The sequence below is a fragment of the Paracrocinitomix mangrovi genome (genome assembly GCF_019740355.2).
In the GTDB taxonomy this organism is placed as follows: domain Bacteria; phylum Bacteroidota; class Bacteroidia; order Flavobacteriales_D; family Crocinitomicaceae; genus Paracrocinitomix; species Paracrocinitomix mangrovi.
Genome location: NZ_CP091819.1, coordinates 4,061,008 through 4,076,332, shown reverse-complemented (window position 1 = coordinate 4,076,332; position 15,325 = coordinate 4,061,008). Strand labels below are relative to the sequence as shown.

General features: G+C 35.4%; 10 protein-coding genes. 4 read left to right on the top strand and 6 right to left on the bottom strand.

Going from position 1 to position 15,325, the window contains the following annotated elements:
* Positions 1-23: 23 nt before the first annotated feature.
* The 4 genes from K6119_RS18100 to K6119_RS18085 all read right to left on the bottom strand — a co-directional run bounded on the left by K6119_RS18100 (position 24) and on the right by K6119_RS18085 (position 4,410).
* Positions 24-911 carry a hypothetical protein gene (locus tag K6119_RS18100; RefSeq protein WP_221834873.1) on the bottom strand — a complete coding sequence of 296 codons (888 nt, stop codon included), beginning with the start codon at positions 909-911 and terminating at the stop codon, positions 24-26.
* 56 nt (positions 912-967) lie between these two features.
* Positions 968-1,879, bottom strand: a complete 912-nt coding sequence (locus tag K6119_RS18095) for a hypothetical protein (protein WP_221834874.1) — start codon at positions 1,877-1,879, stop codon at positions 968-970.
* Positions 1,880-2,043: 164 nt separating this feature from the next.
* Complete coding sequence (ettA, locus tag K6119_RS18090) at positions 2,044-3,732, bottom strand: energy-dependent translational throttle protein EttA (protein ID WP_221834875.1); 1,689 nt, start codon at positions 3,730-3,732, stop codon at positions 2,044-2,046.
* A 48-nt stretch (positions 3,733-3,780) separates the two neighbouring features.
* Positions 3,781-4,410, bottom strand: a complete 630-nt coding sequence (locus K6119_RS18085) for a hypothetical protein (RefSeq protein ID WP_221834876.1) — start codon at positions 4,408-4,410, stop codon at positions 3,781-3,783.
* A gap of 125 nt (positions 4,411-4,535) precedes the next feature.
* Between K6119_RS18085 and dapB the strand changes: the two genes are divergently transcribed.
* Genes dapB through K6119_RS18070 form a run of 3 tightly spaced genes read left to right on the top strand, consistent with a single transcriptional unit; the run spans position 4,536 to position 7,733 of the window.
* A complete protein-coding gene (gene dapB / locus K6119_RS18080) occupies positions 4,536-5,255 on the top strand; it encodes a 4-hydroxy-tetrahydrodipicolinate reductase (RefSeq protein ID WP_221834877.1) in 720 nt (239 codons plus the stop codon).
* Position 5,256: 1 nt separating this feature from the next.
* Entirely contained in the window at positions 5,257-7,104 is a 1,848-nt protein-coding gene (locus tag K6119_RS18075) for a S26 family signal peptidase (RefSeq protein ID WP_221834878.1), read from the top strand.
* Positions 7,105-7,115: 11 nt separating this feature from the next.
* On the top strand, positions 7,116-7,733 hold the full coding sequence (locus K6119_RS18070) for a WbqC family protein (protein ID WP_221834879.1): 618 nt from the start codon (positions 7,116-7,118) through the stop codon (positions 7,731-7,733).
* On the opposite strand, the gene K6119_RS18065 is transcribed toward K6119_RS18070, so the two are convergent.
* Positions 7,734-11,000: a VPS10 domain-containing protein gene (locus K6119_RS18065; RefSeq protein WP_221834880.1), complete on the bottom strand. Its 3,267-nt coding sequence runs from the start codon at positions 10,998-11,000 to the stop codon at positions 7,734-7,736.
* A gap of 102 nt (positions 11,001-11,102) precedes the next feature.
* Here K6119_RS18065 and K6119_RS18060 point away from each other — a divergent pair, with 102 nt between their 5' ends.
* Complete coding sequence (locus K6119_RS18060; RefSeq protein ID WP_255714487.1) at positions 11,103-11,588, top strand: GNAT family N-acetyltransferase; 486 nt, start codon at positions 11,103-11,105, stop codon at positions 11,586-11,588.
* A 144-nt stretch (positions 11,589-11,732) separates the two neighbouring features.
* On the opposite strand, the gene K6119_RS18055 is transcribed toward K6119_RS18060, so the two are convergent.
* Complete coding sequence (locus K6119_RS18055) at positions 11,733-15,257, bottom strand: N-acetylmuramoyl-L-alanine amidase (RefSeq protein WP_221834881.1); 3,525 nt, start codon at positions 15,255-15,257, stop codon at positions 11,733-11,735.
* Positions 15,258-15,325 lie beyond the last annotated feature (68 nt).

Genomic DNA, 15,325 nt, shown 5'->3' with positions numbered 1-15,325 from the left:
TAAGTATTGTGTCTTCTTACTTATTAGAAGTAGAAGTTGAAATACAATTGAGTGTTGAAGTTATCTAATCCAGTAGAGAAGTATCTTCCACCTAATGTAGTTTCAGAATGAGTTCTGATAGCTCCATCAGGGTTACCATCTCCATCAGTATCGATAAATGGATCATATCTTTCGTAATCCACTTTACCTTTTCCTTCGATCTCCATCATTGCAGACCATCCGAATTCAGTTCCGATACAGATTTTAGGAGCGATAAAGTACTCAACTCCAACAAATCCTCTAACACCTACTCCGAAAGTAGCACCACCTCTATTTTGAGTCATTCTACCCCAGTTAGCGTTCCAAGCAGGAGCGAAACCATTTTGAGTTGGTGTTAAATTTGAAGCACCCAAGTCATTACCATAAGTGTAATGAGTGTGAGAGTTAGCCCAAGATAATACAGCGTCTCCACCATAAATACCTCTTAATCTAGTTTTACCTCTTCTGAATTCCCATCCAGCAGAAACATAAGTAGTTGAGAAGTTATTTCTGATTTTGTCAACAACTGTAGAATCAGGATCATTTGATCTGTCATCATACACTTTGTACAAAGTAGTGTTATCTTGACCAAAGTTTGAGATAGATGCTCTCAAAGCATTGTTATCAGATACCATGTATTTCCCCCAGATACTTACTGTAGATCCAAACAATGGATTGTTTACGTAAGTTTGGTTGAAACTATTGTAACCAGTGTATCCGAACATACTTCCGATCCATCCTGTTACAGAGTTCACACCTACACCGATTCCTACAGAGAATTCTCCGCTTACCGGCATGATGTCAACACCTTTTCTATTTTGAATTTGCTCGTTTTGTGCATTAGCAGCAACACCTATAACAAGTGCACAAGCAATGCTTAATAATTTCTTCATTCTATTAATCGTTTATTAGTTAATAATTAGCGTTAATCGTAAATTATTTCAAACGATTAGTATTGATTGAAATACATTGTGAAATCTTGGTTTAAGATGTAACCATCCCACAACCAATCTCCGTTTGACCAGATTTGTGAGTTGTCATAATATCCAGCAACAGTTGAATCTGCAGTACCAGCATTATTGTTAATTAAACCATTTCCTTCGAAATCATTAATTCCCCAGTTGATATAAACATCATTCATATCTGGAGCTTCAGTAGGAATAGTTAATGTGTACTGTCCAGTATTCATGTCAAAATCAACATATCTTACTACTTGGTCAGTAATGTTATATGGCTCATCATTAGTGTCATATTTCCACAAAATTTGAACTGTAGGCAATCCATAAGTAGAAGCTACTGCATTCGTGAAAGGAACTGGGTTATCTTGTAAATTCCAGAAAGCATAATCTGGTTGAATGTAAACAGTACCTTTTACAGTTGCAGAACCGTAAGTTGTAGTGTTCCATTGGTTGATTGTACCTTCATCTACAGTAGTGATTGCAGCACCAGAGTAAATAAATTTAGTGATGTTACCTCTTGTTACACGAACAGTTTCAGTAGTTCCATCAACTAAAGTTCTTGTAGTGTAAAGGTCTTCGAACTCTAAAGTTACGTTGTAACCATCATCAGTTGCAGGTAAAGTGAAAGAGTAATCACCATTTGCATCAGTAGTTGCAGTGTAAACTTTTTTGTCGTAGTTGTATCCACCTACTGGTTGTTGATCCCAGTTTTGAGTGTTTACTTCGATTTTTACTTGCATTCCTGAAACACCTTCAACACCCATTGCTGATTGATCCAAGTCTGCCCAGATGTTACCTTCGATAGTGGCTTCACCTAATTCAGTAGTGTCTAAATCATCTTTTTTACATGACGTGAACGCAATTGCGGCAATCGCCAAAGCTGAAAAAATTTTTCTTTTCATAACTAGTTTAAATTAATTTTTGGTCAAATATAGTGCTATTTGGAAATCCTACAAACATTTTTTATTCTAGTTTTCCTCCTAGCTTGGTTAATAATCAAACTGTTGAACGGAATACACGCGGAAAAGGTTGGGTATGTTCAACTAACTTCTTGGTTAATTTAGAATCAGTCTACGATTAGCTTCTTAAATCTAACCCTTTTAGGACCTTCATCTCCGAGTCTTTTCTTTCTATTTTCTTCATATTCAGAAAAAGCTCCTTCAAACCAATATACTTGTGAGTCATTTTCAAAGGCTAAAATATGCGTACAAATACGGTCTAAAAACCAACGGTCATGCGAAATAATAACTGCACATCCTGCAAAATTGTTGATTCCTTCCTCTAAAGCACGAATTGTATTTACGTCCAAATCATTGGTTGGCTCATCCAATAACAATACATTTGCCTCTGTTTTTAAGGTCATTGCCAGGTGTAATCTATTTCTTTCTCCTCCTGACAATACTCCCACTTTCTTATTTTGATCAGATCCGTTAAAGTTGAAACGACTTAAATAAGCTCTTGAATTTATTTTTTGATTTCCAATTTCAATAAATTCAGTTCCTCCTGTTACAACTTCAAAAATTGTTTTTTCAGGATCCATTTCTTTATGATCTTGATCTACATATCCTATCTCTACAGTTTCTCCAACCTTGAATTCTCCCTTATCGGGTTGAATCTCTCCCATGATCATTTTGAAGATGGTAGTTTTACCGGCACCATTTGGTCCTATTATCCCAACAATTCCATTTGGAGGCAATGAAAAATTCAAATCATCATATAATAGTTTATGATCAAAAGCTTTAGCTACATGCTCGGCATCTATTACATTGGTTCCTAATCTTGGTCCATTAGGAATTGGAAGTTCCAATGTATCTTCTTTAGACTTTCCTTCTTCAGCCATTAACTTGTCGTAGTTACTTAATCTGGCCTTGTTTTTTGCATGTCTTCCTTTAGGATTCATTCTTACCCACTCCAACTCGCGATCTAACATTTTTTTACGTTTGCTCGCTTGTTTCTCCTCTTGTTCCATTCTCTTAGTTTTTTGTTCTAACCAAGAAGAATAGTTTCCTTTCCAAGGAATACCTTCACCTCTGTCTAATTCCAAAATCCAACCTGCAACATTATCTAAGAAATAACGGTCGTGCGTAATTGCGATTACTGTACCAGGATAGTGTTGTAAATATTGCTCTAACCACAATACAGATTCCGCATCCAAGTGGTTAGTTGGCTCATCCAACAATAAAATATCAGGGTTTTGAAGTAAAAGTCTGCACAAAGCAACTCTTCTTTTTTCTCCTCCTGATAATGTTTCTACTTTCTGATCTTCAGGTGGACATCTCAATGCATCCATTGCTCTTTCAAGCTTGCTGTCTAAATCCCACGCATCTAATTGATCAATTTTATCCTGCACCTCTCCTTGTCTTTGAATGAGTTTCTCCATTTTATCGGGATCATTCATAATCTCCTCATCCATAAAGCTGTTATTGATCTCTTCATATTCTTTTAATAGATCAACAGTGGCTTGTACTCCTTCCTGAACAATTTCCTTTACAGTTTTACCTGCGTCTAACTCCGGTTCTTGCGCCAAGTATCCAATTGAATACTCTTTAGAAAACACAACATCACCCTGATACGCTTGATCAAGACCTGCAATGATTTTTAAAACGGTTGACTTACCGGAACCGTTCATACCAATAATACCAATCTTGGCTCCATAAAAGAAAGACAGGTAAATGTCTTTTATAATTGGTTTTCCTTGAGGTGTAGTTTTAGAAACTCCCACCATTGAGAAAATTATCTTTTTATCATCTGACATAACATCTTATTTATATAAAAACTGACTCAGTCTTTAAGGGTTTATAAATTAAATCTCTTTGAAAGAGTAAATCATGCGTTTCATGTCACCATTAAAATTGTCTTTTTGACTCATTAAGGTCCATGACAACACCTGATACAAGGCTTTTTCACCTAAAAACACTCCCAATCGATAATAGATATCAACTTTGGTATTTTCTTTTACTAACATTGTAGCAGATAACTCAAAATTATAAGCTTTCATTCCGTTTATTGATTCTTCTACCGGTTCATTCAGAATTTCATATGAATCCTTTCCTATCATCAAACTATCAATATACGCCTCTGCAAATTCTTTGAGCTTTATCTCTTCTTTCTTTACTTGCCCTTCAGGAAAAGGCTCAACCATTACTATTATGTAATTCTCTTTTACCTCTCCATCAATTCTTTCAGTAAATCCATATTCCAAATTCGCCTCTGGGTTTAAATGATCCATATACTCCATTTGAGTAGGAATATCAATCTCAAAATAATTGGAATCTGATTGCACTGCCCAGACCGGTCCAACAATTTCTTCTTGAAGGTCTTCCAGAGACTGATTAAAATTTTCTGATGAATCTTCTTTCAAATTATCTTGATCTTCAGATGAACATGAAAAGATAAATAATACGGTAAAACAGTAAAAGTATAGGTTCTTCATTCGCTTACTAAATAGGGGATAAAGGTATAAAATTCTCAATCGAAAGCTTACTCTTAAATATTGTTTATTTTTGATGCCTCTTAAAGCTCAATTGAACAGCTCTAGAAGTTTGTTAAAAAGATTATATGCGAATAGCACTATTTGGATACGGCAAAATGGGAAAGGTAATTGAAAAAATTGCCCAAAACAGAGGACATGAGATTACTGCTCGTGTAGATAGTTCTAACCCTAAAGAGCGTTTTGATTTATCAGACACAGATGTTGTGATTGAATTTTCCAAACCAGAGTTTGCTGAAGAAAATATCCGTTTTTGCATAAATAATAATCTTCCAATTGTAATTGGAACCACAGGATGGTATGATAAATTAGAAGATTTAACTTCATATTGCAATACTAATAGTGGTGCCATGTTGCATGCTACTAATTTCAGTTTGGGTGTCAATATCTTTTTTGAAATCAACAAAAAATTGGCAGCAATCATGTCTAATTTTCCGGACTATGAAACTTCAGTAGTAGAAATTCATCACACTGAAAAATTAGATGCACCTAGTGGAACAGGAATTACAATTGCTGAAGGAATAATTGAGCAACACCAACAGTTTGACGGCTGGGAGAATGTTAAAAAAACTGAAATTACAGATAAGAAAACACTTTCAATTGAATCACAACGTTTACCCAACGTTCCGGGCACTCATGAGGTGATTTATGAATCATCAATTGATAAAATAGAACTGATTCATACCGCTCATAATAGAGAAGGTTTTGGATTAGGAAGTATTTTAGCCGCAGAATGGTTAAAAGGGAAACAGGGAGTTTACACAATGAAAGATGTATTAAATTTTTAATATGGGATACTTAGGATTATTGATCGGATACTTAATCATTTTTTTAACGCCGGTCATTGGAATGTGGCACAAAAGGTTTGCTGATTTGGGTTTAAAACCAAGTACTGCATTTATTCCTTTTTTCAATTATTACCAGATTTTAAAAGCAACCAAGCATCCAAAATACTGGGTTATCTTTTTGATTTTCCCATATGTTCAGTTTTATATGTGGGCGAGTTTAAACATCACTTACATCAGAAAATTTGGTGAGTTTGGTGTTAAGGAAACAATTTTAGGAATTCTTTTTCCTTTCCCTGTTTTTATCAATATTGCTAATAAAACTGAAAAGTATCAGATAGCACAACCTACAAATTGGGATGTTGCTAAACAGGTAAGTGACAGAATGCCTAGTGATCATGTAGCTTTGTTTTTTGCACTACCAATTGTAGGTCATGTTATTGCTTTGCCTTTTCAACTTGCCGGGTTCAAAAGAAAAGCCGGAAAAAAATCAATCATTAAAGAATGGGGAGATGCAATCATTTTTGCTCTAGTTGCAGCTTCTGTAATTAGAACCTACGTTTTTGAACCTTATAAAATCCCAACCGGTTCAATGGAAAAAACACTTTTAGTAGGTGACCAATTATTTGTAGATAAGTTGACATACGGGCCTAGAGTTCCAATGACACCTTTTTCATTTCCGATATTTCACAACATGGATCCGTTTTTACACATGCAAACGTATTCAACCATTCAAACAATTCCATATACAAGACTTCCTGGCTTTAGATCAGTTGATAGAAATGATGTTGTAGTATTTAACTTCCCTGCAGGAGATACAGCTATCAACGATCCTAGAATGCCATATGGACTTATAGGTCATAACTACCATGCCATCTTAAGAGATGAAGCCTATTACATTTGTCGTTTTCAAGAAGGAAAAAGTCTTGAATATTTTGAAGATCACTACAACTACTATATAGCAAAGGCTAGAGATCAGTTTGAAAATGAAGGAGTTATATATAATGATATTGCTCATTACGACACAGAAATTGGAAAGACAGAGTTCAATGGTTTACTTTCAAGACCTGTAGATAAAAAAGAAAACTATATCAAAAGGTGTGTAGCAACACCTGGAGATGAAATTGAAATCATAGATAAAGAATTGTATGTAAATGGAAAATTGGCTTTTCAAGCTGAAAATATGCAATACAATTATACTTTAACTAACTATCCTTATCCTCGCAGCTGGAGTGAACCGCAAGAGATATATTTCAAGAAAACTTTTGATGCTGGTGAAAGGGAACTAAATGCAACACTTATAAAGGGAGATTCAAATAGGGTTCATTGGATAGCAATACCAATGACAAAAAAACAATATAATAAAGTCAAAGGAGGATTCCCAGAACTACTCAATTATTCAAAGCCAAAAGGATATTACACTTGGATGTTAGAAGAAATAAACTCTGATCAATACTATCCTGTTTTCCCTAGCGATCCACAGTATGATTGGACGGAAGATAATTTTGGACCATTACGAATTCCTAAAAAAGGAGATATAGTTTCACTAACCAAAAAATCCATTCCTCTTTACCGCAGAATTATTCATGCTTATGAAGGGCATGAGCTAGAGGAAAAAGCAGACGGCATCTATATCGACGGTGAAAAAACCGAGCAATATACCATTGAAATGGATTATTACTGGATGATGGGAGATAACAGAAATGGTTCATTAGATTCAAGATTCTGGGGATTTGTTCCAGTTGATCACATTGTTGGACATGCCGCCTTTACTTGGTTATCAGTTGATCAGGAAAAGGGAATGTTTGGTGGAGGAATGCGTTGGAGTAGAATGTTCAACAAAATTGAGTAAGTCGGAATTTAATGACTAATTCTTTGATATTACCAAGCTTCTATTTTGGAAACATTGAGTATTTCTATCATTTATTAAAGACAACTAACGCAATTATAGATATTGCTGAACCTTACCAGAAGCAAACTTATAGAACCAGAATGGTGATAGGAAGTGCTAATGGAATTCAATCTTTAACAATTCCGGTTATCAGACCAAATGGCAAGCAAACATTAATGAATGAGGTTGAGATCAGTTATACCGAAAACTGGCGCAAGGATCATCTTAAAGCCATTGAAGCAGCCTATGCAAGATCGCCTTACTACGAATACTACATTGATCAGTTGACAGAAATAATGATGAGTGATCAAAAGCTTTTGTATGAACTAAACTACCGTTTAAACGAGTGGCTGATTAATAAGATAGGTTTAACAGTAAATCTAACTTTAAACACATCTCCAATTCCATTAGACCAAAATAAGGATTTAAGAGCCCTCTTACATCCTAAACTAGATACTGGTTTTAGGACCTATCATTATATACAACCGTTTGAAGAAAGGCACGGATTTTTAAACAACCTCAGCATACTGGACCTCCTTTTTAATGAAGGTCCAAACAGTATAACTATTCTAAGTGAATCCGGATATTAGTTACTCTTCTTTAAAGTTGTTTCTAGCAGGTGTATAAGGAATTCCTTTGCTATTTAACTTCTCTTCCAAAGACAAAATTCCTGTTTTGTATTTCTCAATATCAGCCTTTATTGATTCATATTCTTCTTTACCAACTTCATATTGTTCTTTTTGAGTTGATGTAGGATCTGAGGTAGAAAACCAACATTGATACACAACTGTTTCAATTCGCTCAGCTGCTCCAGGAATTGCTTCTTCCTCTCTTCTACTCTTGTGATAATCTCCCCACATAGCAATTTGAATATCATCTTGAAGTTGCTCCAATTTTTTCACCTCATCCATCCAACTTAGATCAGCTCCCGGATATTGTTGAATAGCAGCTTTAATAAACTTCAATCTTTTAGCAAACTCATCCACTAACTCATTTGAACCTCTCATCTGTCTTCTCAACTCTGCCACTTCCATTTTAAACGCAATGTTTTTATCTGTTTGTCTTGCCAATGCTGAATTCTCTAAAGCTTTAACCTCAAATGTTGTTGGTTCAGTAAGTTTAGCAAACTGTCCATTTACTGATTCATACAATTCAACTGTATACTTTCCAGGTAATACAAATGGTCCTTCATCTGCATTACTGTATCTTCCCGGAGGATTAGTTTTCAATTGAACAGGACTTGTTGTTGGATATCTTAAGTTCCAAGTAATGCGATTTACACCTGTTTGATAACCACTTTTAATCTTTCTAACCTCTTTACCATTGGCATCCTTAACAACAAAAAGTAAATACGGATCTTCATATGAATCTTCTGCTTTGAATTGCTCATAAGTTGGATAATCTATATCATTATCAGCCTCCTTAGCTTCTTTTTCTTTCTCCTGACGAATTGATTTAGGAGATTTAGGTTTTTCTTTTACATAGTAAGTGAACACCGCACCGAATTCCGGATTTTCCGCCGCATAATACTGTGCTCCTTGAGATCCGGTACCTCTATTACCTAGTGGATTGGTTTCAATGTATTGCAATGCAGTTTTGATAGGAAATATCTTAGCATCCTGATCCATCATGGATTCAGTTATCTCTCTTAAAGGCGAGTAATCATCTAGCACATAAAATCCTCTACCAAATGAAGCTAAAACCAAATCGTTTTCTCTTCTTTGAATCGCTATATCTCTCACAGCAATTGTAGGTAATCCACTTGATAATTCAACCCAATTTTGACCTCCATTAATTGAGAAATAAAGACCAAATTCTGTACCTGCAAATAATAAGTTCGGATTTACATGGTCTTCTGCAATTGCGTATACAGAACCTCTTTCCGGTAAATCTCCTGAAATTGATTTCCAGCTGTTTCCTTTATCTGTACTCTTTAAAATATACGGTTTAAAATCTCCACGCTTGTGATTATTAAAAGCAGCATAAACTGTATTTTCATCATGCTGTGAAGTAACTAACATATTCACATAAGTCATACTAGGAATACCAGGAAAGTTGTCTTTTTTATTCCATGTTGCTCCTCCATCTGTAGTCACTTGAATTAAACCGTCATCTGTTCCTACATACAATAAATTTTCATTTTTAGGAGATTCATCAAAAGCTACAATATTCCCAAAAATGGTTGTTGATTTGGATTTCATTACAACATCCGGAGATTGGATTTCACCCATCACCTTCATTTTATTTCTGTCTAGCTGTCTCGTTAAATCTGGTGAAATAGTTTTCCAGGTATTTCCTCTATCATCAGATCTGAATACTTTATTCGCAGAGAAATACAATCTTTTATTGTCATGATTAGAAACTAACAAAGGTGCATCCCAATTCCAACGATAAGCTTCTTCACCTTTTCCCGGCATTGGTTGAATTCCCATTTTCTCACCCGATTTCTTGTCGTATCTAACCAACCATCCGTACTGTGCCTGCGCATATACAATGTTTGGATCTTTAGGATCAACTTGAGATTCAAATCCATCACCTCCATTAGTAATGAACCAATCAGAATTTAAAATCCCAGCATTGTTTATGGTTCTTGAAGGCCCTCCTTGTGAGTTGTTATCTTGGGTTCCACCGTATACATTATAGAATGGCAAATCATTATCTAAAGCTACTTTGTAGAATTGTGTAATCGGCAAGTTTTCTTTGTAATGCCATGTTGAAGCATGATCCCATGTTTCATATACACCACCGTCACATCCTACTATCCAGTGATTAGTATTGTTAGGATCAATCCACATGCAATGATTGTCAACGTGTTTTCCTTCTTCACCAGTTCCTTTAAATGTTTTTCCCCCATCCTCTGTATGATGCAACCATGTATTCATGCTGAATACTTTGTCTTTGTTGTAAGGATCACATACAATTTCTTGATAATAGTTTCCTGAAGTATTATATCCACTCATTTTACTCCAGTTTAATCCACTATTGGTAGATCTAAAAAATCCACCTTTATCCTCTTCAGCTTCAATTATTGCATATACATATTCATGGTCTGCCGGAGAGATTGCCAATCCAATTCTTCCCATTTTACCTTTAGGTAAACCATTCACAACTTCGTTCCAGGTTTTACCTCCATCCGTAGTTTTATATAATGAACTTTCTTCTCCTCCACCTATATAAGTGAAAACGTGTCTTCTTCTTTGATGAACAGCTTCATACAAAACATCCGGATTTTCAGGATCCATCACCAAATCACAAGAACCTGTATTTTCAGAGATAAAATGAATGCGCTCCCAATTTTCTCCTCCATCTGTAGTTTTATAAATTCCTCTTTCACCACCTTCAGACCAAAGCGGACCATAAGCAGCAACATAAACAACATCTGAATTATATGGATGGACTATGATTTTTGAAATATGCTCAGAGTTCTTTAACCCCATGTTTTTCCAACTTTTTCCTCCGTCAACTGACTTATAAACACCGTCTCCATATGCCACAGATCTTTGATTGTTGTTTTCTCCTGTTCCAACCCATACAGTTTGATCATTATTTGGATCAATAGTAACACATCCTATAGAGTAAGATCCTTCACCATCAAATATCGGTTGATATGTTGTTCCATGATTTTGAGTTTTCCAAACTCCCCCTGAAGCAACTGCCAGGTAATATTCATCATGGTTATTAGGATTAACTGCAATATCAGCAATACGCCCTGAAGTTAAAGCAGGACCAATATTTCTTAAACTTAATCCTGAAACTGCACCAGAATTGATCTTTGATTTGTTTTCGTCTTCTTTACTTTTTTGTGAAAAAGAAAACGTTGCTAATAACATTAAAGAGGTGAAAAATAGATGTTTCATTGATTCGGAATTTGGTTAAAAATAGCAAGATTATTTTCAATGCTCATCAGAGCTTAGATAAATGAACAATAAATAAAACAAATGGTTTAATTTCGTCTTTAAATGGAAATAGTTATCAGACTAATAGAGCCCGCCGACAATCCTATAATGGCTAGGATAATAAAATCAACTTTAGAAGAGTTAGATTGTGCCATGGAGGGCACTGTGTATACAGATGATGCTACAAATCATTTATATGATCAGTATTTGGATAAGAGAACTGTTTATTATGTCGCCGAACTCAATGGCCAAATTGTTGGAGGTTCTGGTATAGGACCAATTGCCAATCTGGACAAAAATTATTGTGAATTACAAAAAATGTATCTATTGCCTTCTGCAAGAGGAAGAGGAATAGGTAAAATGTTAATGGATAAGTGTCTTGAATTTGCTAAAAAAGCCGGGTACGAATTGGTTTACCTGGAGACTTTTGATAGCATGATTGACGCTCAAAAATTATACAAAGCCTCTGGATTTAACTATTTAGATCATGCTTTGGGAGATACAGGACACTTTTCATGCAATGTAAAAATGGCCAAGGAACTGCTTTAAAAAGAAAAAAGGAAACAATCTTATGGATTACTTCCCTTTTTCATGCAAAAACTATAAAACCCGAAACCTACTTTTTGGAAGTAGATTACTTGGGTACAAAGTTAATGATCTTTATGCGATCAATAAATACCGTTGGTCGAATTCCTAGTGTGTTTTGACGAGTATTTTCTGCGAAACAACTTTTTCACTATCTGAAATTCGAATAAAATAAGCTCCGCTCGAAACTCGTTTTTGATCAATCAAAATGGGTTCATTACTTCCCTTTTTATAGGTCTGTATCAACACTATTTTACCATTAGGATCAATCAATTCAACTTTTACTACATCTTCCCAACTATTGTTTAATTGAATATTCAGTTCTTCTGCAACAGGGTTAGGATAAATTGCAAATCCACCTATCATATCTTCCCCTACTGATAGATTATCCACTACCTGAACAAGTGCCACAGTTGTATCGTTTGGACAAAGTCCGTTTACTGCAATTAACTCAACATAGTAATCACCTATGGCTGCATATTCATGCCAAGGATTAACATCATTTGAGAAATTACCATCACCAAAATTCCAAGTATATCCATTTGCATGAAGCGACTGATTAGTAAATGAAACAAAAGGATTACTGATATCAACAATATACTCTGATGCTGCATAAGCCGCTTCTGGAACGGTATCAATATTTACAAAGATTGTTTGAATATCAGTATCTGTCCCTCCTGTACTAGTTGCAGTAAGCGTAATGTCATAATAACCGGTTGCTGAATATGTAAATACCGGATTAGCATCAGTTGAAGTAGATGGTGTTGCACCAGGAGCACTCCAGCTGTAAGTTTGTGCATTTGTACTTGAATTAAATACTTGAACTGCTTCATACGAGCATATATATGCGTTAGGCACAACAAAACCTGCCGTTGGACCACTTGTAGGTGCTTGCAGTGTTTGTCCATCTGAACAAGTAGTATCTGAAAACAAATCAGCCCCATTTTTAGCATACACACATACATAGTAAGTATCTCCTTCCACTAAACTTAATCCCGTTTTGGTAAGGGTATCTGCAAACCAGTTTCCTGTCCATGGGACAATATCTGCTGCTAAAGGGCTTGTTCCAATACTGTAGAAATACTCTGCTAAATCCGAGTTAGGATCCACTGAAGGAGTCCAATTGGCAGATATTTGAGAATTATCAGTAAAAGTATTGATATCAGCAGCTGTACCATCATTAATTGTTGCAATTGTAGTTGGAGGTGTCCAATCAACATTAACTAATGTTTGGGCAATTCCGGAAATGTTAGCAGCACTGTCAATCACGATTGATTTTACTTTAGCCGCATGGGTTAAAGGATCAAGATTTTCGTACTGAATATCATTTCCGGTATTAATGGTCACCATTTCAGATACACCTCTATTATGATACACCTTGAAGTTTTCTATATCCATAATTGCATCACCTGATCTAAAAGAAACACTATTACCAGTTGTATAAGGCGCTACATCCACCCAAGAAGCTTCTAACGCATCATCTATGTAAAGACTAATCAAACCTGTTGCTTTATCAAATACCGTTTTTATATCATACCATTGATTTTCATTCACGGTATAAGTGATATCTTCTTGTAGATAAAAAGTATCATTTATTGTTTTATAAATCTGAATTTTATCGTCATCTACTCTTAACCAAATAAAATAAGAATTCCCCCTATTGGTTAAAGTAGCATCATCACACATAAAGTGAAATCCTCCCCTTCTATTACCTCCAGCACCTGAAATATTTAATCCAAAGTGATAAAGCCATTGGTCATCATTATCCTGATTACATCCTGCCCAAATATTTGTGTTTGTATTGGCTTCGTCAGACTGACGTAATTTCATTGAATTGATACCCCAAGTACCAACTTGTTGAGTCCAATCAGCATGAATAGTTGCATCAAAATTATCTGAGAAGAAACCATTATTAGCGTTAGCTCTCCATTCAGTACCATCAAAATCAATTACCTGATAAAATCTTTGATGAACACCACTTCCACCAACATTATCAGCATCACTAAAAGTTGCAGTAAAATCAGTAGTTTTCCAGTTTCCTACCGTGCTAATAGAAGTAGTTGGCGCGACAACATCTCCCGGAGTTGGTCCTGGAACTGATGTCCATGAAATTTCCCATCCTGCATCTTGTGTTGCACAATCTGACCTAAATTCAATTAATATAGCATCACCTGAAGATGTTAGTGAAGAAGGAACGGCCGTCCCGGTATATACTCCCAAAAGCGGATCTGATAAAGAAGTTCCATCATATACATACATATAGTCCCAGTTATTTTCTAAACTGAATTGAACAAAATTGATGGTAACACTCAATACATTTCCGGGTTGTATCAAATACAACTCTCTTTCATCATCAGAATAATTCCCTGTTGATCCTCCTGAATCATAAAAAACTCCTGAAGTAGTATTCAAAGTAGTAACAGGTGGATTATCATTAATTAATTGATAGAAGTGCTCCCAATCCCAATTGATTCCCGGATCAGTGTGTGATTGATTTGGATAATGCTGGTGCCCTTTAATCTTTGTACATCCTCCTAAAGTGTTTAACCCAACAGTTGCAGGACCTTGAAAAGTGCGCAAAGGGTTAATTCCGTATCCTGATTGTGTAATGTCTTTTACCAAATTTGCTGAAGCGTTATACAATGAAGGTGTATACCAGGCTGGATTATCTACATAACCTTCATGCTCAATACCAATTGTGTATGGATTTTCTGATCCAACATGCCATCCTTTATCTGTTTCGTAAACCATCTGAGTAATTTGCCCATCAGATGATCTCACCACATAGTGATATGATACATTGGCATTACAGTTTTGAGCCCAACTAATTGCTCCGGCATAAGTTCCTTGAATTGTATGAATTGTTACAGCTGAAATAGCGGTACCATTTCTTGAAGAATAATTACAAGTAGGTGTTGCTACCCAAAGTGCAGGTGCATAATCTTGTGATTTGGTTTGACCTGATGATTGATAATGATTTCCTTTAGCGTCTTTTACTTCTGTTGATGAAATAAGTACTTTTTTACTCGATAAGATTTTTAGGTTCTCTTTACCAAAAATTGCTTCCAAATCTATTACCGGAGCTGTAAATCCAAACTTTGCTTGATTCTCCTCATCTCTCATAAAATCCAATACTTGATACACAAAAGCACTTCTTGCATAATCGTTAACCGCATTTGAGTCAAATGGAATTTCTGACAATTGACCTAAAGCAATTGCAATTGCACTATAATCATTTACAACTGCTCCATTATTTAATAAAGTTTGGTTTAAAGCTTTTGCATAAGCTCCAATATTATCAGCAGGGTTATTGATGATTTGCTGACTACTATAACCGGACAAAGAAGATACCTCAGTTAGTGTATTATTAAAATAACCTTGTCCGTCAGCTACTAATCCCATTACTCCATAAGTCTTAGGAATTCCTGTACAACTAGGTTCTTCATGTCCATCAAGATGAACTATTCTTGTTTGCACAAAAGCAACTGCCTCTAAAATACCTTGAGGTAGTAATTGATTATTGTTATATGCAGATTGAAAGTCTTGTTGGTACGGATATGTACTTTGAGCTTTCAAATAATTTAATCCACCTAAAAGGATTAAGATTACCGAAATAGATTTTTTCAGAGTCATGTAAGTAGGTTTTAGGGTCGGAAAGGTACGAAATACAAGGGAAAGTTCAATAAGATGTTAATAAATAT

Coding starts and splice junctions, on each gene's coding strand:
- K6119_RS18100 (WP_221834873.1), bottom strand. CDS start 911: ATGAAGAAATTATTAAGCATTGCTTGTGCACTTGTTATAGGTGTTGCT.
- K6119_RS18095 (WP_221834874.1), bottom strand. CDS start 1,879: ATGAAAAGAAAAATTTTTTCAGCTTTGGCGATTGCCGCAATTGCGTTC.
- ettA (WP_221834875.1), bottom strand. CDS start 3,732: ATGTCAGATGATAAAAAGATAATTTTCTCAATGGTGGGAGTTTCTAAA.
- K6119_RS18085 (WP_221834876.1), bottom strand. CDS start 4,410: ATGAAGAACCTATACTTTTACTGTTTTACCGTATTATTTATCTTTTCA.
- dapB (WP_221834877.1), top strand. CDS start 4,536: ATGCGAATAGCACTATTTGGATACGGCAAAATGGGAAAGGTAATTGAA.
- K6119_RS18075 (WP_221834878.1), top strand. CDS start 5,257: ATGGGATACTTAGGATTATTGATCGGATACTTAATCATTTTTTTAACG.
- K6119_RS18070 (WP_221834879.1), top strand. CDS start 7,116: ATGACTAATTCTTTGATATTACCAAGCTTCTATTTTGGAAACATTGAG.
- K6119_RS18065 (WP_221834880.1), bottom strand. CDS start 11,000: ATGAAACATCTATTTTTCACCTCTTTAATGTTATTAGCAACGTTTTCT.
- K6119_RS18060 (WP_255714487.1), top strand. CDS start 11,103: ATGGAAATAGTTATCAGACTAATAGAGCCCGCCGACAATCCTATAATG.
- K6119_RS18055 (WP_221834881.1), bottom strand. CDS start 15,257: ATGACTCTGAAAAAATCTATTTCGGTAATCTTAATCCTTTTAGGTGGA.